The sequence below is a fragment of the Parasutterella sp. genome (genome assembly GCF_057870745.1).
This window is the reverse complement of record NZ_DBMALT010000014.1, coordinates 17,683-36,024: the sequence shown is the minus strand read 5'-3', so window position 1 is coordinate 36,024 and position 18,342 is coordinate 17,683. Positions and strand designations below refer to the sequence as shown.

The 18,342-nt window shown below is 46.0% G+C and carries 16 protein-coding genes, 1 pseudogene and 1 riboswitch; of the genes and pseudogenes, 5 read left to right on the top strand and 12 right to left on the bottom strand.

The features are described from left to right. The first annotated feature begins 2 nt into the window (after window positions 1–2). Complete coding sequence (locus ACZND6_RS05440; protein WP_489524449.1) at window positions 3–2,315, top strand: phosphoethanolamine--lipid A transferase; 2,313 nt, start codon at window positions 3–5, stop codon at window positions 2,313–2,315. A 340-nt stretch (window positions 2,316–2,655) separates the two neighbouring features. On the opposite strand, the gene ACZND6_RS05435 is transcribed toward ACZND6_RS05440, so the two are convergent. From ACZND6_RS05435 to ACZND6_RS05420, 4 genes are all read right to left on the bottom strand, one after another. After that, a complete protein-coding gene (locus ACZND6_RS05435) occupies window positions 2,656–3,075 on the bottom strand; it encodes a transposase (protein WP_489524448.1) in 420 nt (139 codons plus the stop codon). A gap of 171 nt (window positions 3,076–3,246) precedes the next feature. Then, the gene (locus ACZND6_RS05430; RefSeq protein ID WP_489524447.1) at window positions 3,247–3,732 is read right to left on the bottom strand and encodes an IS110 family transposase; all 486 of its coding nucleotides are present in this window, start codon (window positions 3,730–3,732) and stop codon (window positions 3,247–3,249) included. Window positions 3,733–3,989: 257 nt separating this feature from the next. Continuing rightward, window positions 3,990–5,135 carry a M20 family metallopeptidase gene (locus ACZND6_RS05425; RefSeq protein ID WP_418941372.1) on the bottom strand — a complete coding sequence of 382 codons (1,146 nt, stop codon included), beginning with the start codon at window positions 5,133–5,135 and terminating at the stop codon, window positions 3,990–3,992. Between the two features lie 3 nt (window positions 5,136–5,138). After that, a complete protein-coding gene (locus ACZND6_RS05420) occupies window positions 5,139–6,584 on the bottom strand; it encodes a Na+/H+ antiporter NhaC family protein (RefSeq protein WP_293738360.1) in 1,446 nt (481 codons plus the stop codon). Window positions 6,585–6,672: 88 nt separating this feature from the next. Beyond that, a riboswitch (Lysine riboswitch) is annotated at window positions 6,673–6,845 on the bottom strand. Between the two features lie 517 nt (window positions 6,846–7,362). On the opposite strand from ACZND6_RS05420, the gene ACZND6_RS05415 reads away from it, so the two are divergent. Both ACZND6_RS05415 and ACZND6_RS05410 read left to right on the top strand, forming a co-directional pair. After that, window positions 7,363–7,905: a helix-turn-helix domain-containing protein gene (locus tag ACZND6_RS05415; protein ID WP_489524446.1), complete on the top strand. Its 543-nt coding sequence runs from the start codon at window positions 7,363–7,365 to the stop codon at window positions 7,903–7,905. Further along, entirely contained in the window at window positions 7,875–8,504 is a 630-nt protein-coding gene (locus tag ACZND6_RS05410) for an RNA-guided endonuclease InsQ/TnpB family protein (RefSeq protein ID WP_300817011.1), read from the top strand. The genes ACZND6_RS05415 and ACZND6_RS05410 overlap by 31 nt, the downstream gene beginning before the upstream one ends. A gap of 82 nt (window positions 8,505–8,586) precedes the next feature. Here ACZND6_RS05410 and ACZND6_RS05405 read toward each other — a convergent pair whose 3' ends face one another. Next, a complete protein-coding gene (locus ACZND6_RS05405; RefSeq protein WP_300874827.1) occupies window positions 8,587–9,399 on the bottom strand; it encodes a MetQ/NlpA family ABC transporter substrate-binding protein in 813 nt (270 codons plus the stop codon). Between the two features lie 659 nt (window positions 9,400–10,058). On the opposite strand from ACZND6_RS05405, the pseudogene ACZND6_RS05400 reads away from it, so the two are divergent. Continuing rightward, window positions 10,059–10,781 (top strand): annotated as a pseudogene (locus tag ACZND6_RS05400) (ATP-binding protein); the annotation flags it as partial. Between the two features lie 6 nt (window positions 10,782–10,787). Continuing rightward, a complete protein-coding gene (locus ACZND6_RS05395) occupies window positions 10,788–11,126 on the top strand; it encodes a DUF4143 domain-containing protein (RefSeq protein ID WP_489524453.1) in 339 nt (112 codons plus the stop codon). Between the two features lie 6 nt (window positions 11,127–11,132). Here ACZND6_RS05395 and ACZND6_RS05390 read toward each other — a convergent pair whose 3' ends face one another. The 7 genes from ACZND6_RS05390 to ACZND6_RS05360 form a co-directional block, all read right to left on the bottom strand. Then, window positions 11,133–11,522, bottom strand: a complete 390-nt coding sequence (locus tag ACZND6_RS05390) for an HIT family protein (protein ID WP_293737835.1) — start codon at window positions 11,520–11,522, stop codon at window positions 11,133–11,135. Next, window positions 11,513–12,628, bottom strand: a complete 1,116-nt coding sequence (locus tag ACZND6_RS05385) for an HNH endonuclease domain-containing protein (protein WP_293737834.1) — start codon at window positions 12,626–12,628, stop codon at window positions 11,513–11,515. The genes ACZND6_RS05390 and ACZND6_RS05385 overlap by 10 nt, the downstream gene beginning before the upstream one ends. Before the next feature lie 162 nt (window positions 12,629–12,790). Continuing rightward, the gene (locus tag ACZND6_RS05380) at window positions 12,791–13,441 is read right to left on the bottom strand and encodes a response regulator transcription factor (RefSeq protein WP_008812346.1); all 651 of its coding nucleotides are present in this window, start codon (window positions 13,439–13,441) and stop codon (window positions 12,791–12,793) included. Further along, window positions 13,428–15,206: a sensor histidine kinase gene (locus ACZND6_RS05375; RefSeq protein WP_293737833.1), complete on the bottom strand. Its 1,779-nt coding sequence runs from the start codon at window positions 15,204–15,206 to the stop codon at window positions 13,428–13,430. The genes ACZND6_RS05380 and ACZND6_RS05375 overlap by 14 nt, the downstream gene beginning before the upstream one ends. Before the next feature lie 283 nt (window positions 15,207–15,489). Then, window positions 15,490–16,086 (bottom strand): TlpA family protein disulfide reductase, encoded by a 597-nt coding sequence (locus tag ACZND6_RS05370; protein ID WP_489524445.1) that lies wholly within the window; start codon window positions 16,084–16,086, stop codon window positions 15,490–15,492. Then, a complete protein-coding gene (locus ACZND6_RS05365) occupies window positions 16,083–16,472 on the bottom strand; it encodes a cytochrome c-type biogenesis protein (protein ID WP_302817675.1) in 390 nt (129 codons plus the stop codon). Before ACZND6_RS05365 ends, ACZND6_RS05370 begins: the two co-directional genes overlap by 4 nt. Beyond that, on the bottom strand, window positions 16,469–18,340 hold the full coding sequence (locus ACZND6_RS05360) for a heme lyase CcmF/NrfE family subunit (RefSeq protein WP_293737830.1): 1,872 nt from the start codon (window positions 18,338–18,340) through the stop codon (window positions 16,469–16,471). Before ACZND6_RS05360 ends, ACZND6_RS05365 begins: the two co-directional genes overlap by 4 nt. Between the last annotated feature and the right edge of the window lie 2 nt (window positions 18,341–18,342).

Sequence of the window (18,342 nt, the reverse complement as noted above, 5' to 3'; positions counted from 1 at the left end):
CGATGAATTCAAGTATGCCAAAGAAGACCAATTCTTTCCTGGTTTGGAGCTTCAATGACATTCTAACGGTATTGCTTCCTTTGTGGTTGCTCTGCCTAATTTCGGAGTTTCGCTACGCACCGATCGACTCTTTCTTTGCCGCTCCTTTTTATATCTCCGGAACCAATTGGCTCGGAACCGGAAGTTTTTTCTTTTCTGCGGTACTTCATAAAGGCGCAAAGTATGTTGCAGTCGCCATGGCAGTCAGCTCGCTTATTCTTTTTCTACTTTCTTATTTGAAGCAGTTCGCCCGATTAAAACCTTACCGAAAGGTCTGTCTGTACGTCGCGCTTTCTATTTCGGCCTGTGCGCTCATCATCAGCGGTTTGAAGTCTCTATCCGCCTCTCCGTGCCCTTGGTCACTTCCTCAGTACGGCGGAAACGGCAGCGCCGGAAAATGTTTCCCCGCCGGTCATACCTCTTCCGGTTTTTGCCTCTTTGCGCTCTACTTTGCATTTCGGCAGCTCAAACTTAAGAAAGCATGGCTTTTTCTTATCCTCGCCTTTGTTTTAGGATGGATCTTGGGGCTTGGGCGTCAGGCGCAAGGCGCACATTTTCTCTCCCATTCTTTTGCCACGATGTTTCTGGACTGGGCCATTTGCGCCCTGTTCTACAGGTTATTTTTCTTTCCAAAAGCTCCGATAAGAATTCGCCAAAAACCCATTTCTACACTTTCTTATTGCTTAATATCGGCTTTCTTCCTTACTTTCATTTTTAACCTGCCGTTCTTCTCGAAAGCATGTTCGGCTCTGAAGTTTTCACCATCTGATTTATGGCTGCTTGCAGTTTGTGCTTTTATTCTTTTTTCTGCGTTTTTCGCGGTTCTCCGGCTCTTAAACTACAGTTTCTTAATCAAAGCCTTCAGCTTATTCTTTACGGTCTGCGCAGCCGGGACTTTGTACTTCAATTATCAGTACGGGACCATTATTAATTCCGAAATGATGCGCAATGCGCTCGCTACCGATACAGCTGAAGCCGCGGAACTCCTGACTGCTAAGTTCTTCTTAGAATTCGCCTTTCTATGCCTTCCGCAGTTCTATCTGACTTTCTTTGTTCCGATTAAGCATTCTTCTTTTGTACGCGGCTTATTCCAAGGTTTAATGGGACTGGTCATTGGCGTTTGCTTCTTAATGCTCAATTTCCAGGGCGTCTCTTCGCTTATTCGCTCCGAGCCGGTTCTTCGAAATTTAATCTCTCCGGTGAACGTTTTCAGCGGAACCTACAAAGCCGTATTTAAGGACGGTTCCACAGAAGTTGATACACCTCGCATTGTCATCGATCCCAAACCCACGCTTGGGGCCAGCCACAGCAAAGACAAGGGAACACTTTTTATCGTTGTTGTCGGGGAAACCGCTCGATTAGCGAATTGGGGCCTTGCGGGCTACCACCGAGACACAACGCCTCAGCTGCGTGCCAGAAATGTCATTCCGTTCAGTAAAACGATTTCCTGCGGAACCAGTACCGATATCTCTTTGCCCTGCATGTTCAGCAGAGTAGGTCGAGGCCACTACGACAGAGACAGAATCCTGAAAGAAGAAAGCCTCTTGCCGATTCTGCAAAGAGCTGGTGTCAACGTGTTTTGGGTGGATAACCAATCCGGATGCAAAGGTGTTTGTAAAGGTGTTCCGTCCTTGTCCATTTCTAAAACCAAGGCCCCTTCACTTTGCTCAGGACCGAGATGCTATGACGAGGCCTTATTGGCCGGTATAGATACTTCAGAAATCTTGAAACCCGGCAAAACTACGGTAGTCTTTATGCACCAGCTCGGCAACCACGGCCCTGCTTATTCCAAACGCTATCCTAAAAACTTTGAAGTCTTTAAGCCTGTCTGCACGGATGAAAAACTCAACAACTGTACGAGGGAAGAGATCGTCAATGCTTATGACAACGCAATCCTTTACACCGATCACTTTTTAGCCGGCGTCATTGACTGGTTAAAGGGTCTAGACGGTTTTGATACAGGTCTGCTTTATGTCAGTGATCACGGAGAAAGTCTCGGCGAAAACAATATGTACCTGCACGGGGCTCCGGAATTAATCGCACCGAAAGAGCAAAAAGAAGTACCCATGCTGTTATGGCTGTCTAAAGGTTTTGAGCAAAAATTCGGCCTAAATGACGTCTGCCTGCGGGAGCAGGCAAAAGCGGACGCTTCTCATGACCAGCTTTTCTCCTCACTTCTCGGTCTTCTGGACGTGAAGTCCGTTGTCTACGACCGAAAGAAAGATTTCACGGCAGTCTGCAAAAAAATCTCTGGAACCCCGACAGTTGTCAAGTAATTTAAGGCAACGGTTTTCCACAGTCTTGCAAAGCAAGACTCTTTTAGCGGTCCGTTAACATAGGTTGTTTATTAGAGTTAAACACATTTACGTCTACGACATCATCAGGAAGAGGCCAATCTAGCAATCTCTTCAGGCTGTTATAAGAATCCCTTTGAATTCTATTTGCCTACCATGAAATTCAAGAATGGTCCCCTCGTGCCTAACAAGAGCAGGTGACTGAAATCTCAAGAAGTTCATTGAGGCTGTGGAGAGGGCCTTTCGGCTTTCTCATGCTTTGTTGTAGTCGATTGTGCTCGAACTGTCAGTTAGTTTTTAAGCCGCCTGTGGTAATGAACATCTAGCCACTCCGGCTATTTTTGAATTGTATGATAAGAATAGCCCGAACTATCCTCAAAAGTTTAGCAGCAACAGCGCATACAAGCTTTCCCCACGGCATTTTTTCTTTTTGTTTCTTTAGAATCCACTTTGTTAATTGCTTGGACCCCAATGTCCCTTTGGTAGCCATAATGACTACACACCCTGCGCCTTGCACCATCAGGGATCTCATTGTTTTGTCTCCTCGATGAGTAATTTTTCCTTTCTTCTCATTGTGACCGGTAGCGATGCTTCTTGGCACCAAGCCATAATAGGCAGGAAAGTCTTTAGGATTTTTAAATCTTTTGATATCCCCTACAGTCGCACGTAACCTACAGCTACAGATAGGACCCAATCCCGGTACTGTTTGAATGAGTTGACAGGCTTTATCTTTCTTCGCCAACTCTACTAACGTTTTTGTAATGTTGTTTAAATCTCTCTAGGCGGATTGAGCATGAGCAACCATATTGATGAGCTCGGCTCTTAATTCTGAAGGGAAATTCGCATGGTTTTCTATCAGCTCTTTTAAACGAGCTTTCCCGCTAATTCCTTTTGAAATACTTAATCCCCAGGCCTAGCAAATTCCTTTTAAAGACACAATTGTCTGTCGATATTGCTTGATATATTGTTCCCGCAGCGTTGTTAAGCTCGCGTACTTTTGTTGCTCTATATCTTTGGCTTTGATTGTTCTCAGCTGTGTATCTTGGGCTAGAAAAGCCAGAGCTTGAGCATCATTTAAATCAGTTTTTTTGCCTGAATAATGATTTTCAACGTAGTTCTGTACATTCTTGCCGCCGATAACCAGACAACGATGCCCCCAAGCCTCTAACTTTTGAACTAAATAATTCATTTCAGTGCACGGCTCCATGGCGAACGTCGTGGGGGTTAGCACTTGTGCGCTTTTCTCAAGCTCCGAATAGTCAAGCCGGTCGATGCAGACCACTTCGCTATCTGTTGTTAACAGAGCAGCACTGACGCAATTCTTAGCTAAATCTATACCGATGGCTTCATATTCGAGATCTGTATCGATCGTTTTTGCGAGTATCCTTCTAACTGACATGGAATCACCTTTAATGAGAACTTTGTCACTTTCATTTTGCTCTCTCTATTTCGTTGGGAGCAAAGGGGTTCCATGTCATTAATTTCCATACAGCAAAAGTCCTACGGCCCGCATTCCCAAGCCCTCACATATCTCAAAGAATGCCGGCCTCCTTTTAATCCGCCTACTAAGGAAACGTCGAGAGTCCCAATAATTGAAGCTCTCGACGCGGGTGTGGTTTGAGGCCGCTCTCTTAAGCGGCGTCTGTCGGTTGGTTTTTATGCAGGAAGAAGTTTTTTAACGGTCTTCTTGTAGATCTCATAACAGTTCTTGACCTGATACGGATATCCGTACTCATTGTCTCCGTGCATATTTCCGCCGGAAGGTCCGAACGTGACAACAGGAATTCCGCAGGAAACTGCCAGAATATTAGAGTCGCAAACCGACGGGTCATAATCAATCGGAAGATCTTCGCCGGTGACTTCCTTGAAACTTTCCTGAAGTTTGACAACAAGTTCATGATCTTCAGGAACAGCAAAAGACTTCATGTAGGGGCTGTTGCGCGGTTTCAAATGGATATCAACTTTGTCTGCCAAGCCGAGTTTTTCTGCAGCCTCCTGCATCTGACGGATGCACATCGCTTCATCTTCTCCCGGAACAACATAGCGGTCCACAAACATGTAGCAGCTGTCTGGAACAACCAGAGCACCGGAATTGCCGCCTGCTAAGTAACGGACGCACCATGTGCCGTGATGAAGTTTGGGATGCGAGAGTGTCGGGAGTGCTTCAATCGCAGCGGCCAAGCGACCGGCAGAAATCAGAGCGTTTTCTCCGACTTCCGGGTAACGACTGGCGTGCCCTGCCTTGCCTTTAACCGTGATTTCGAAGCTGAAACGACCTCGGAAGCCCACAGCCACATTGTTGTAGCGGCACTCCGCCATGATGGCGTAATCCGCATGAACCACGTCTTCGTCAACGAGCTGATAGGTTCCTTTGCTTAATCCTTCTTCATCGGCGACAAAGCAAACCAAGATCTTTCCGGAAAACTCATCTTTGTGCTGAGCAAAATACTCAACCGTCGTAAGAATCGCGGCATCTCCACCTTTCATATCCATGGATCCGCGGCCGTAAACCTTGCCGTCGATTTCCACAGGCATGAATGGATTGGTTTTCCAGTTCTTTAAGTTCACGTCAACAGTGTCAATGTGGCCGATAAGAAGCATGGTTTTGCCGGGCTTGCCGCTGTCGAGTACTGCCCAAACAGAAGGACGCTGTCTGTCGGTATCTTCCGGGAAATAGCTGTAGTGAGGCTCCAGCCCCATGGAGCGCAGAACTTCGGCAACATAGTCTGCTGCTCCGACTTCGTGACCGGATACGGAATCAATGGAAATCAAGTCATACCAGCGCTGAAAAAGTTTTTCCATGATTTACTCCTTTGCCAGCTGGCCGTTGAATCGAGAACCTTCTTCCTGCTCGACTGTTTGTTCTTCAAGCTTGGCCATACCGATGCCGGTCAGTGCATAAACCGCGGACAGGATGATGGAGAGCCAAAGCATCGGAGCAAATGCAAAGAAAGCAATGTTGGCAACACCTAACGTGGAAGCTGTGTAAGAGCCCGTAGTAGACCACGGAACCAACGGTGCAAGACCGGTGCCGGTATCGAGCATCATACGCATCAGGTTCTTAGGCTGCAGACCGTATTTGGGGAACATGTCCTTTGTCATGGAACCGACAACCGGATAACTGACGTAGTAAGCGCCGGTGATCATGAAGAAGAGCGTATGCAGGCACATGACGCAGAAGGCCATGATGCGGCTGTTGCGAGCGAATTTTCTGACGTAGTCCAGTAAAACATCTGCAACGCCCGCGGTTCTCAAAGGAGCACCGAAAATAGCAGCTGTCATCAATAAGCCGATGGTGCTTAACATGCTGGTGAAGCCGCCGCGGTTCAGCATCTTGTCGACAAAAGCAGAATCCGTGTGGATGCTAAAGCCGCTGTACATGTAATTCATCATATTCTTGAGGCTGACATCCTGAAGGAACATACCTAAGAATGCAGCAACAGCAATACCGGCGACGAATGTCGGAATGGTCGGTTTCTTCCAAGCGATCAGGCCGATTACGACAAACACCGGAAGCAGACTGATTGGATTGAGATTAAAGCTCTTCTCAATCGTTCTTAAAATTTCAACGTAAGTTGCGCTTTCAGCTGCAGAGCCGCCGCTGAATTCCAGACCGTAAACAAAGAAGAAAACTAAACTGATCAGATAAGCCGGACCTGTGGAAATCAGAGCATGTTTAATGCCTTCCATTAACGGTGTATCCGTCACGGTGGCAGTGATCACGGGAGAGTCGCTTAAGGGAGAAATCTTATCGCCGAAGAAAGCACCCACGCAGACTGCACCGGCGGCTGCCTCAACGGGAATACCAAGTCCTTCGCCCACGCCCATGCATGCAACGCCGACTGTAGCCAGCGTGCCCCAAGAGGTTCCTGCTAAAGTACTCATTAACGTGCAGAGAATACAGGCAACCGGGAGGAACAAGGCCGGAGTGATCACCTGCATACCGTAGTAGACCATGACCGGAATTGTCCCGGAGGCCATCCAAGAGCCGATGAGAATACCGACGGACAAAAGAATCAGCATTGCAACAAGCATCGAAGCGATGGTGTCTTTGATGCCTTTCTGAACACTGTCATAAGAAATACCGAAGGCGCAGGCCATTAAGCACATGATGGCCCCGTCAACAGCAAGAACGATACGGGCATTAACCTTTAAAGCCATCAGCCCGAAAAAGATTATGGCAATACCTACGGCAAGCATGGTCATAGCCTGCCACGGCGCTAAGCGGGAACTTGAGTTGGTTTGAGACATTTCGTCCTCTTGATATTGTTATGTTTCATTCCGGAGCTCCTCGAGCATCCGGACCTTAAGGGTAATATCAAAAGGAATAAGGTTCGAGACCTCGGGTAGCGCTCCACTATTCAGTGACAGTCCGCCGAATGTTCTTCGACGGCCCAGGTCCGATCAATTTAGGAGAGATCGATCGGCCTTCGGCAAGCTTTCCTTTTGCTGCCTCCCGATTCTCCTTTAAAGGAAGCAACTACTTATAAAGTCTGCACCTCTACCTGATCCCTTAATCTTAGAACTTCAGGTGCTCTCTTGACATACATTTAGATACAAAGCACCTTATCGTTTTCCCGAGAATCGACTTTCGTTAATGAGCAGTCTGACAAATGAAAACGACTCCTCAAGTGCATTTTTCTAACATTTATCTAACATTCGATTTGTTAGATTAGATGGAAATTTGTTAGAAAAAATTCCGCCGTACCACTGCTGATTCGGCGGAATTCGTTTTTATCAGCAGGGCCCGTAAAACACCGTCATTCATGACGGTGATATAAAGGCCCCACAGAGTCGTGGTTCTGCATATTTTGATATCTGCTTTGTCTATGGTAATAGAGAACTCGTCACGACGGATTGCCGCATACGATCAACAGAATCAAAGATACTTCTACCAAAATTTTTCTCAGATTCTGCCGTATCGTTTTCCCGATGCAACTCATCTGGCTCCGTTAAAATGAGTTATCGCAGTGGGGGAATACAATTGTTAATTAGGCGCGGTTTCAAATTCGAACTAAGACCAAAGGGAATGCAGATTCAACTGATGATGCAATTCTGTGGCTGCGCCCGTTACGTCTACAACCGCACCTTGTCACTTGAAAAGTCTCTCTATAAGAAAGACAGTAAGCACTCTTTCAAATACACAGCGGCTGCCAATAGATTGCCCGGATGGAAAAAAGAATCCTTTTTTAAAGAAATGCCACAGCCAGGTGCTTCAGCAGTCATTAAAGGATTTGGAACTGGCTTATATCAATTTTTTCGAGAAACGATCGAATTTTCCAAGAAAAAGTTTCAGCATGACTCCATTCGATTTCCCCAGGGCGTTGAACTTGATGAAGTTAAACAACAGATCCGACTGCCGAAAATCGGCTGGATGGGATATCGAAAAAGCAGGGATATCATCGGAACCATTAAGAATGTCACTGTCAGCCGGCGCGGGGAGAAATGGGATGTCAGCATACAGACTGAGTATGAAGTCGTCTCATCTGCTCCCAATCCTTCTGAAATAGGAATAGACATGGGAGTCAACGTTTTGCGACTCTGTCAAACGGGGACTTCGTTGAACCTCTAAACGCTTTTAAGCAGGAGCAGGAAAAACTTGCCAAGCTTCAAAGGAAACTTGCGCGGCAGAAGAAGGGAAGCAGAAACAGCAGAAAGACAAAACACAAAATTGCTCGATTGCACCGCTATATAGCCGACAGCCGAAGAGATTTTCTTCACAAGACCTCGACAAAGATAGCTAAAAACCACAGCATCGTATACGTTGAGGATCTGAAAGTCTCGAACATGTCCGCTTCTGCCAGCGGAACAAAAGAATCCCCGGGCAAAAACGTCAAGCAGAAGAGCAGACTGAATCGATCAATTTTGGATCAGGGATGGTACGGCTTTTTCCAGATGCTCTCCTACAAATTAGAGCAGAGAGGAGGAAAGCTGATAAAAGTAGATCCCAAAAGCACGAGCCGAACTTGTCCGCGATGCGGACTCGTCTCGGCAGAGAATAGAAAATCGCAGGCGACCTTTGCATGCATTGGCTGCGGTTACCGCTCCAACGCAGATGAGGTCGGAGCGATAAATGTATTAAGGTCCGGACGGGCCCAGTTAGCCTGTGCAATGAGTGGTGCAGTAAGGCCGCTGTCAGCAGGAACCCGAAGAGACCCACTGCAGCACTAGGCTACGGCCGCTACAGAGGTGGTATGGAATCCTCGCCATTCATGACGAGGAGGACGTCAATCAAGAAATTACCTATTATGTATCATTCCCAAGCCGGAACTACTGCACCTTTAAATTCTTCCTTAATGAATTTAGCTACTTCCGGAGATTGGAATGCCTTCACAAACTTCTGGACGTCTGCATTATTAGCATTGTTTTCTCTTGCAGCAATAATGATCAGCGCATAAGGTGCTTCTTTAGATTCGTAGTAGAAGCCGTCTTTTTCCGGAGAAAGACCTGCGCTGATAACGTAATTCATCGGAATCGTAGCAATGTCGACGTCGGACAAACTCCTAGGCAGCTGAGCGGCTTCGAGTTCTTTAAATTTCAGATGCTTCGGATTGTCGATGATGTCGGCAACCGTAATTGCAGAGCCGTCTTTTCCGGGCTGCAATTTAATTAAACCGGCTTTTTCAATTAACTGAAGTCCGCGGCCTTCGTTGCTCGGGTCATTCGGGATCGCAAACGTTGCGCCGTCAGGAATGTCCTTCAGACTGTGAATTTTTTTTGAATAAAAACCCATCGGCTGAACAACAGCTACACCGATATTTTTGAGGTGTGTCCCCTGCTGCTTGTTGAAATTGTTGAGGAACGGCTCGTGCTGATAAATTGCGATATCTAAAGAACCCTCTTCCAAGCTCTTGTTCGGGGAAATGTAGTCCGTAAATTCAATGACCTTAACGTTTAAGCCTTGTTTCTTAGCTACTTCTGCGGCCTTTTGAACATTCGCTGCGTGAGGGCCTGCGGTCGCACCGACTTTAAGTTCGGCGGTCTTTTTATCGCCACATCCGGAAAGAAGGAGAGGAACGGCAATCACTGCTGCGGCAGTCAGTTTTAAAAATTGGAAACGTTGCATGCTTTTCACCTATTACAAAGTTAGTTGTTTAATTTTGTCGGGACTTGAAAAGCGGGCGGTTTTTGGATGTACCTTCACTCTGCTTACTCTTGTCCCGAGTTAAAGATAGATTTTGGGAAAGACAAATAGAGAAGTCAGTAAGACATTCCTTAGCGGAAAGTCAGACTCACATTCGGCACATTCGATTGGACAGCACAAAGCATTCGTTGTGAAGCGAAGCTTTAACGGTGTGGTTCAATGTGCTGTTCATTTTCAAAGCTTCAATGAAGACCGAATGGTTTTATTTTATGGACAAAAAAGAAGTAAAAACGGAAACGCGAATACGATTTTTAAATAGCAACTCTGTATTGCTTAAACACTAGCTATCTCAAAAGAAAGCCAATTTATAGACTCTAATTTCTAAACTCAAAGAAACTTTAGAAAAATCTCATGTATTTCCTAATAGAATTTCGTAATTTTCAAAATACAAATTTGAAAATTACGATTTTGTTTAAAATAAGAGAGAGAAAATAGGGGAAAGTGATGTTTTTTGAGAGAGACGCTTCACAAACAGTAAAAAAAATATCTAGTCAGTTTAAGGTACTTCTGCTCACGGGCCCTCGCCAAGTGGGTAAAAGTACTTTGTTAGAAAAAATGACCCCACTCGATCTGTCGTCTCTCTAGACTCCTTGAGCCTTCGGGAGCTAGCAGTTTCTGATCCACACTTATTTCTTGAACGATTTTTGCCTCCATTGCTCATAGATGAGGTGCAATACGCTCCGGGATTATTTTCCGAATTAAAGACACGGGTAGACGGGAAAGACGAAAACGGCAATTATTGGTTAACCGGCTCTCAGCAGCTACATCTAATGAATGGAATTTCAGAAAGCCTAGCTGGGAGAGTAGGAATCTTGAAATTATTAGGACTTTCTCAGCGCGAACTCAACGGTTGGTTAGGGCAGGAGCCTTTTATCCCAACAAATGAATACCTTCAAAAATGTCGCCAAAGAGAAAAAGTCTTATTCAACGATGTGTTCTTGCATATTTGGAAAGGCTCGTACCCTGCATTGTGGGCTTCAAATCCTGACTGGCAGATTTTTTACGATTCCTATTTCCAAACTTATCTTCAGCGTGACGTCCGAACTCTTTCTGGCATTTACGATGAATTAGATTTCGTTAAATTCGTTCGGGCAGTAGCAGCTAGAACAGGTCAGCAACTAAATTACAATTCACTTTCTAAGGAACTGGGCATTTCACAGCCAACAGCCAAATCTTGGCTATCCGTGTTAGAAGCCTCAGGTCTGGTCTACTTGTTGCCTCCTTATTTCAATAATAGGTTGAAACGACTGGTCAAGAGTCCCAAGGTTTACTTCACTGATACTGGTGTTTGTGCATTCCTGAGTAGATGGATGACAAAAGAGGCCTTGGAGACCGGAGCAATGAGTGGTCCGATGCTCGAAAACTTTGTCATCATTGAAATCCTCAAAAGTTATAGAAACCGTGGTATCGAACCTCAGCTCTATTACCTCAGAGACTCAGACGGAAAAGAGATAGATCTTTTGATCAAAGAGAACGGAAAACTCTACCCAATTGAAATAAAGAAAACGGGGGCACCCCATCCTTCGATGGTCAAAAATTTTGAGGTAATTCCGGAAGAAATAAGAGGAACAGGCGCTCTGGTCTGCTTCGTTCAGGACGATTTTCCTCTTAATCGTGAAGTGTCAGCTATTCCAATCAGTTATCTTTAGTCGAGTTTAATAGCTTTGCCTTGAAGGAATAACTCCCCGCACGCCGCCCCTCGGGTTCTTCACATCTCCTTTATATCGAGGAATAAGGTGAACATGCACATGAAAAACTGACTGACCAGCGTCTGCACCGACATTCACGCCAACGTTGTAACCGTCGGGATGGAATTTTGTGTCAACTTCTGCTTTCATCCTTTGGAGAAGATCTTGGATTGCCAAAGCCTCGTCAGTCGTCAAATCAAAGTAATTTGCAACGTGTCTCTTTGGAATAACTAAGACGTGGCCAGGATTGACGGGAAAGCCATCAAAAATGGCGAAAGCCAAATCATTTTCGGCCGCGATTTTCTTATTTTTGAAAAATTCGCAGAACAAGCACGGGTCATTAACATTCACTGCCATAACTGAAAGCCCATATTCAATGCGGTTTGTTGCAACGGATCAAAATGTTCTTGGTAGAGTTCTATTACCTGAGCATCAGAGGCTGAAAGGAAATCAGCAATTTCTATGCCGAGGAAGTTTTCGTACTCTGCAAAGAACTCCTCTGAGTCTTTTCTGTCCTTGGAAAAATGGTACCGAACCAGATTTTTATGCTGTAGCGCAAGCGCCCCTATATAAGTATCCTGAGGAATCTGATCGTTCTTCGAGGAATTTAATCTGCGATCCATGGGCGTCAAATTCCAGATCTGGTTATGAACCACGAAAGTCCACGGCAAGAAGTGATCCAGCGCAAAATTATTCGGAACAAGCTGATTCCCGTAAATATCCTTCGCCAAATGAGAAGATGTTAGGAAAGGAGCCCAGAATTTTCTTTGAGTTTCAAGACTAATTCGGCTCTCGGGAAGCTCGAACTTCTTAACGAGGCCCGGGACTGCTGTATTTCGTGTTTGCAGGAAGTCTGCAAAATTCCAATACGTAAAGTCTTTGAGAAGCGCGTAGTTCTCCAAAAAGTATTTCCGCCATTCTGCCGACATCTCGATAAAACTCAAGCTATTTTCGGGGAAATAGTAGGGATTTTTTTTGGAATTGAATGCAATTGCTTCTTTGTAAGAGTCAACTGCCTTAGGAAACCAGACGCTCAAAAAACGATAAGGAACGTATCGGGCTAAGGGCGAAAAAATAATCTTCCTGAATTTTTCCGGCTGTGCGATTGCAAAATCTTCCAACACACGTAAAGCTTCCGGTTCTTTGTACCGCGGGTCAAAAGGAAAATCATTCTCCGGATTTTTTAGCGATTCGATAATGGTCGTGATTTGATCCCATCGGCCGAAAGACAATTTAAATCTCTGCGTCGGAATCCAAGATTTCGCAACCATCCTGGCACAGATCCTTGAAATCGAAAGTCTAAGAGGACCAGCGTCATGGGATGCCTCCTTCACAAGATCCAAAATCACCAGCAACCACAGAAATTTATAGGAAGCGGTTGTTTTGTGGAATGCGCGCTGTAAGGGCCTAATCTCCACATTCGAAGAAGAAACAAACAAAGAAGAACCGAATGGATCCTTCATGTTTCCTCCTCCTCACAATGGCCTTCAGACACCTCAGAATAGATTAACTCAAAAGTACTAAATGGTACAGCACCGACAAAATTATTGACCCACTAAATCGAAAGCTATGAAAGTTATTATTCCTTTAATAGGTCAAAATCAGCGATTTTTCATCTATCCCGCTTATCGAATGTCTTCAGAAGAAGAGTCTTCTTCATGAAGAATACTAAGGATGCTTGCAACTCCGACGGCGCTTTTCACGCCGAGTTTGCGGCACACTGCACCGCGATGAACCTGTACGGTTTTTTCACTGATCTGCAATTCGTCAGCGATCTGCTTATTGAGCAATCCCCTCGCCACTTTCTTAGCAACCATCTTTTCCCGAGCCGTAAGCGTGTCAAAAACGTGTCGGTATTCATCTGTCAGTTGATTCTGCTGGCGACGCTCGACGTCCTTACTCACCGCTCTTTCAATGGCTGTTAAAAGGCGATCGGCGCTGACCGGCTTCGGCAGAAAGTCTGTTGCACCGTCTTTGAGGGCCTGTACAGCCATATCAATGTCTCCGTGACCGGAAACAAAGATAATGGGCAAGCCGTTTTTCTGGAGCATCATCACGCGCTGAAGTTCGATTCCGCTCATATCCGGCATACGAACATCAAGCACAACACAGCCAAGCTCATTACGGTCGTCTTCTTCCAGAAATCGGAGCGCCGAGGAGTAGCACTTCGTTGTCCACCCTTCCCCTTCGATTAAGAAGCGCCACGATTTCCGCATTGAATCGTCGTCGTCAATAATCCTAACAACCGCTTTTTCCTGAAGTTTATCCAGGCCCATCTTTATCCTCCAAAGCTATAGGCAGAGAAGCAATACAGCGAAGTCCTCCTGAAGGAATCCTGACAAGTTTCAAAGATCCTCCGTTAGCCTCTAAAAGCTCTCTGACAATTGCGAGTCCCAGACCCAATCCGTCTTTTTTGCTGGATTGTCCGAGATTCCGCAATGAGGCAAACTGATCGTCCGTCATGTCCGGACCGTTGTCTTCAATGATCACGAAAGCATCAGCCCCCGCATTTTTAATTTCTACTTTAATTTCTGCATTCTGCTGATTTCTCACCGCCTCTTCTGCATTCTTAAGAAGGTTCATAAGAACGAGATCAACATTCAGCGGATCGGCGTAAACAAATAAATTTTCTGCACCGGTCAACGTACATTTACTGTTAAGACGGCCTAGGCGCTTCATTAGCTCTATCGTATGTTCAACGGCCGACTCCAAATTAAAGCGCTTTCTCTGGCGAGGCTCTTTGCGACCGATATTGCGTACGAACTCAACGATTTCAGAAGCCCTTTGACTTTCGGATTTAATTTCCGAAAGTGCCTCTGTCAGAATTTCTTCTGCAGGTTTCTTTCCGCGTTTAAGCTGCCTCAAAATCGCTTCTGAGTAGTTGTTAATGGCACCAAGCGGCTGTTTGAGTTCGTGGGCAACCATAGCGGAAATAATGCCGATGGATTTCGCTTTTTCTAACGCTTCAATTCGCTCCGTAATCTTGCGATTTTCACGTTCGTACTCGCGATTTTCTTCGACCTTTTTACGCAACTGTTCTGTCTTGCGTCTGACAGCAAAGGCTAGATAAGCCCAATTAAGGATAATAAGCAGGAGCGCACCGCATCCGACAATGAAATACCAGCGGTAATAATTCAGCATCCAGCCGATTGTTCTATCCTCCAAATATCTGACTTCCATGCGCTGGAGAAGCAGATTCATTTGATCGTAATCGGTTGCCACCGTCCAGTAAGAGCCCTCTTCCTTGCCGGGAGGAAGCTGAAGCAAAGCCTCCATGATGTTTCTCAATGTTTTGGAGTCAAGCGTAGGCTGCGCAGAAAGTATCCAGCCCGGATAAAGTCTAGTGGAATGCTTGCAGTAAAAGTTTGCGTCTTTTTTCTCGTTAACGACCTTAAGACAACCCTTAGGGATGACACCGTCGGCTTCCATATTTTCGAGAAGGCAGCTTGCAATGAAAGCGACATCGACCTCTTTATTGACGACTTGCTTAACCAATTCAGTCATTGGTTTATGTGTCGCCGTCACCGACTTAAACAGGCGATTCGGATTTAATCCTTCTGCCTGGATCTCTCCCATGACCGCCAGGAATCCGGCAAAAGCTTTCGTGCTGGAAACGGCAACTGTCTTTCCTTTTAGGTCTGCAAGACAATTGATGTCATCTCTATCACTTCGAACAACAATGACACCGGCATTGGCATGATTTGGATCCGGCGTTCGGCTGTTAATGATTGTCAGAAGCGCCGCTGCGCTGCTCGCATCCGTCATGAGCGCTGTAAGCCCGCTTGAGGCAATGGCCAGGTCAAAGCCTTTATTCTGAGCGGCATCAAGGAAAACTTCCTGATCATAAAATTGGACAACCAGCCTTCTCGGGGCGACAGCTTTTGCAATGGCGTTCACCGTCCCATTGAAGTATCGAACCGAAAGGTTTGAGCCGAAAGAGTTCACGACAGCAAGACGCACGGGCGGCAGGAGGCTCTTGAGTTCGGAAGCCTGTGAGAGAGCAGAAATAAACCCGCACAAAACGAGGATAAACCACCTCATTTTGAATCGGTTCAATATTTCTACCCAAAAATTCATTTACGTAGCGTTCGCCGCCGATTTAATAGGAAGCCTGAATTCTCGTTCCGAAGATTCCGTCAGAAATCAGCATGTTGGATAAACTTTCACTCCTTATTGGAGTCGGAATGTTTAATTTTAATTTTCCGGAAATCAGACAAAAATAAGACAATTGTCTTAGCTGAAATTCAAGAAAACCCTTGTCTGTTAGGCGAGGAATAGTCATATGCCGAAGCATCATTTTGTGCTTCGGCTAAAAAAATCAGAATCAATTGGCTTTGGGCTTAGCGTATTTTTCTGCCAATTTCTTCAAGAAGGGCATGACGTCCTTATCATCCCACGGCAGATAACCCGGCAGGTAACCGACAAGATTGCCGGCTCCGTCAGTAATGTAATTGGTCGGAACGACTTCAAGGGGCATTACCTCCTCAATAGATTCCGTCGGATCAGACCAAGTATTAAATGCCGACATCTTATGTCTTGCCAGGAATTTAGGAATACCTGCGACGCTTTTATCAACCGCGACACCGACGATCTCAATGTTTGAGCCCTTAAGCTGTTTTTGCAGGTCAATCAGCTGAGGAATTTCTCTAATGCAGGGTGTGCACCACGTTCCCCAGACATTCAAAATCAGGAGCTTCCCCTGATATTTGGATAAATCTACCTTTTCACCTTCAAGCGTAAAAATTCTGAGTGCGGGAAGAGGACGAGCCTTGGAGAATTCCACAAAAGGCTTCATGACCATCGGCTTTTCAAGCGCTTCCCCGGTGCTGTAACCGCTGGTAGAAAAAATAGTTTGAGCGCCGACGGTAAAAGATGTCGCAAATACGGCAGCGGCAACTAAAAGTTTGAACGAGAAGTTCATGAAGATTTCTCCTTTTTACGTCTGAGGATAAGGAAAAGTGCTGTCAGCACCAAACCGGCAAAAAGTACGGCGGGAACAACCCAAAGCGCAGCGGTCCAAGGATCCACCGGCGGAGCGTATCGGATTTGCTTTCCGTAGCGGGCGGCAAAGTAATCCAAAACGTCTTCCCGCGTTTGGCCGTTTTCTAATAATTGATAAATCTTTGCCTTTAGCTCCGCGGACTGGGGAGCGTTCGATTCATATAGAGACTGGTTCACTGCTCCGGGATCGCGCAATTCTTTCGAAATCTCTATCGCTTGATCACGGATAGAAGGAACAGCAAAAACTGTCGATGCCGCGCTGAAAGCAATAAAAAAGCAAAGAAGTAATCTAAGCGCAAATCTCATGATTGGCCCCATTCTCTTCTGCGCCAGGCAGAGGCAAAAACTGCGGATAGAAGCATGAAGAGGCCGCCGATCCAAATCCAGCTCACCAAAGGACGAATGCTGAGGCGTACTAAGAATTCATCCGTGCTTAACCGGTTGCCCATCGAAACATAAAAGTCTCTGAAGAAGCCGTGTGAAATACCGGCCGCCGTCATTTCCATACCGTTGGATTTATACGTTTGGCGCTGAGGATGAAGCTCGTCGATTACGTCTTCATTTTTATTGAGCACAAGAACCTTCCCTTCATCGGCAAAGAAAGAATTGGTATCCACCTTTCGGGTTTCTTCATACACGAAGATAACGTCTCCTAGCGGACGGCCTTGTCCCGGCCCCATTCTTACGACAGCTTCCTGAGAATATTGGGTGTCTCCTACCACGCCGATAATGCTTACGGCAATGCCCAAGTGAGCAACGAGTGCAAAGAAGTTCTTATTTTTCTTAGAAATCAGAGCCGCCAAGAAAGAGCAAAGAATCCACAGCGCGCTAAACACACCGGCAGTCGTGTAAATAGAAGATTTTGCTTCCGTGAAAAAGCCGACATAAATTGCAGCGATGGCAGAAATGAAGAAAGCCGCACCCCAAGTCCACATCGGCGAATTTCTCATTTGGACGGAGCCGATCATCAGTGCCGCCAAAATCGCCATCGGAGCGAAAATCGAGTTGAAGTACGGCGCACCGACAGAAAGAGAACCCTTCCCAAGCGCCTCATGGACCAGCGGGTAAAGGGTACCGAATAAAACGCAGATAGCTGTTACAGCAAGAAGCAGCACTGCCAAAACCAAAGAAATATCTTCAATACCGGAAATTTGTTTTGCACTCTCAAATTTAGGCGCCCGAACCATAAATAGGAATAACGCCGGCACTACCATTAAAAGAGAAATAACGAGCAGGAAAGCTCCGCGGTTCGGATCAGACGCAAAAGCATGAACCGATTGAATAACGCCTGAACGGACAATGAACGTTCCGAGTAAGCAAAGGGCAAAGGAAACGATGCAGAAAAACAAGACCGTCTTTGTGAGGTGGGCACGGAATCTGAGAAGAACCAACGCATGGAGCTGGGCTGTCATGAGAAGCCAGGGAACAAAAGATGAGTTCTCAACCGGATCCCAGAACCACCAGCCGCCCCAGCCTAGTTCGTTATAGGCCCACCAAGAACCTAGAACGTTGCCGGCGGTCAGGAAAAGCCACGCAATCACCGAAATCGTGGTAAGCCCGCGAAGCGATTCCGGTCTCACCTTCCCTTCCATCAAAGCGCCTAGGCCGAATGCAAAGCACAAAACCGTACCCGCATAACCTAAGAAAAGCATCGGCGGATGCAGGATCATGCCGATATCCTGAAGAATCGGGTTTAAGTCTTTCCCTTCGGGAGGAACTAAAGGAAGCAGCCGTTCAAAAGGATTTGAAGTAAAGATAAGGAAGAGGCAGATTAGACCGGTCACGCCGAGCAAAATACCCAGCACTCTGGACTTGAACAGCTCGTCGTCTCGTGAGAAAACTGCAAACAAAGAAGCCCAAACGGTAATCGTCCAGACCCACAAAAGCATAGAGCCTTCGTGACTTCCCCAAACTGCAGAAATTTTATAAACCGGGTCTAATTTTGTATTGGAATTGTTGGCAACGTAGGCAATCGAAAAATCATTAGTTAAAAATGCCCAGATCAGCATGATCAGAGCAAAAGTTAACCCTGCGAACGTAATGCCTAAAGCCGGCTTCCAAAGATTAACGAAAAGCGGTGCTCTGCTTTTAGACCCCAATAGGGTCGGCAAAGACAAAAACACTGCACATAACGCAGCGGCAATAAGAACAAAATGACTAATTTCTGCCTGCACGG

Bases quoted from the DNA above. Each gene is read 5' to 3' on its own strand.
- ACZND6_RS05375 (WP_293737833.1), bottom strand. From the start codon at position 15,206: ATGAGGTGGTTTATCCTCGTTTTGTGCGGGTTTATTTCTGCTCTCTCA.
- ACZND6_RS05390 (WP_293737835.1), bottom strand. From the start codon at position 11,522: ATGGCAGTGAATGTTAATGACCCGTGCTTGTTCTGCGAATTTTTCAAA.
- ACZND6_RS05365 (WP_302817675.1), bottom strand. From the start codon at position 16,472: ATGAGATTTGCGCTTAGATTACTTCTTTGCTTTTTTATTGCTTTCAGC.
- ACZND6_RS05440 (WP_489524449.1), top strand. From the start codon at position 3: ATGAATTCAAGTATGCCAAAGAAGACCAATTCTTTCCTGGTTTGGAGC.
- ACZND6_RS05385 (WP_293737834.1), bottom strand. From the start codon at position 12,628: ATGAAGGATCCATTCGGTTCTTCTTTGTTTGTTTCTTCTTCGAATGTG.
- ACZND6_RS05405 (WP_300874827.1), bottom strand. From the start codon at position 9,399: ATGCAACGTTTCCAATTTTTAAAACTGACTGCCGCAGCAGTGATTGCC.
- ACZND6_RS05380 (WP_008812346.1), bottom strand. From the start codon at position 13,441: ATGGGCCTGGATAAACTTCAGGAAAAAGCGGTTGTTAGGATTATTGAC.
- ACZND6_RS05420 (WP_293738360.1), bottom strand. From the start codon at position 6,584: ATGTCTCAAACCAACTCAAGTTCCCGCTTAGCGCCGTGGCAGGCTATG.
- ACZND6_RS05395 (WP_489524453.1), top strand. From the start codon at position 10,788: ATGACAAAAGAGGCCTTGGAGACCGGAGCAATGAGTGGTCCGATGCTC.
- ACZND6_RS05370 (WP_489524445.1), bottom strand. From the start codon at position 16,086: ATGAACTTCTCGTTCAAACTTTTAGTTGCCGCTGCCGTATTTGCGACA.
- ACZND6_RS05415 (WP_489524446.1), top strand. From the start codon at position 7,363: ATGCAGATTCAACTGATGATGCAATTCTGTGGCTGCGCCCGTTACGTC.
- ACZND6_RS05430 (WP_489524447.1), bottom strand. From the start codon at position 3,732: ATGTCAGTTAGAAGGATACTCGCAAAAACGATCGATACAGATCTCGAA.
- ACZND6_RS05425 (WP_418941372.1), bottom strand. From the start codon at position 5,135: ATGGAAAAACTTTTTCAGCGCTGGTATGACTTGATTTCCATTGATTCC.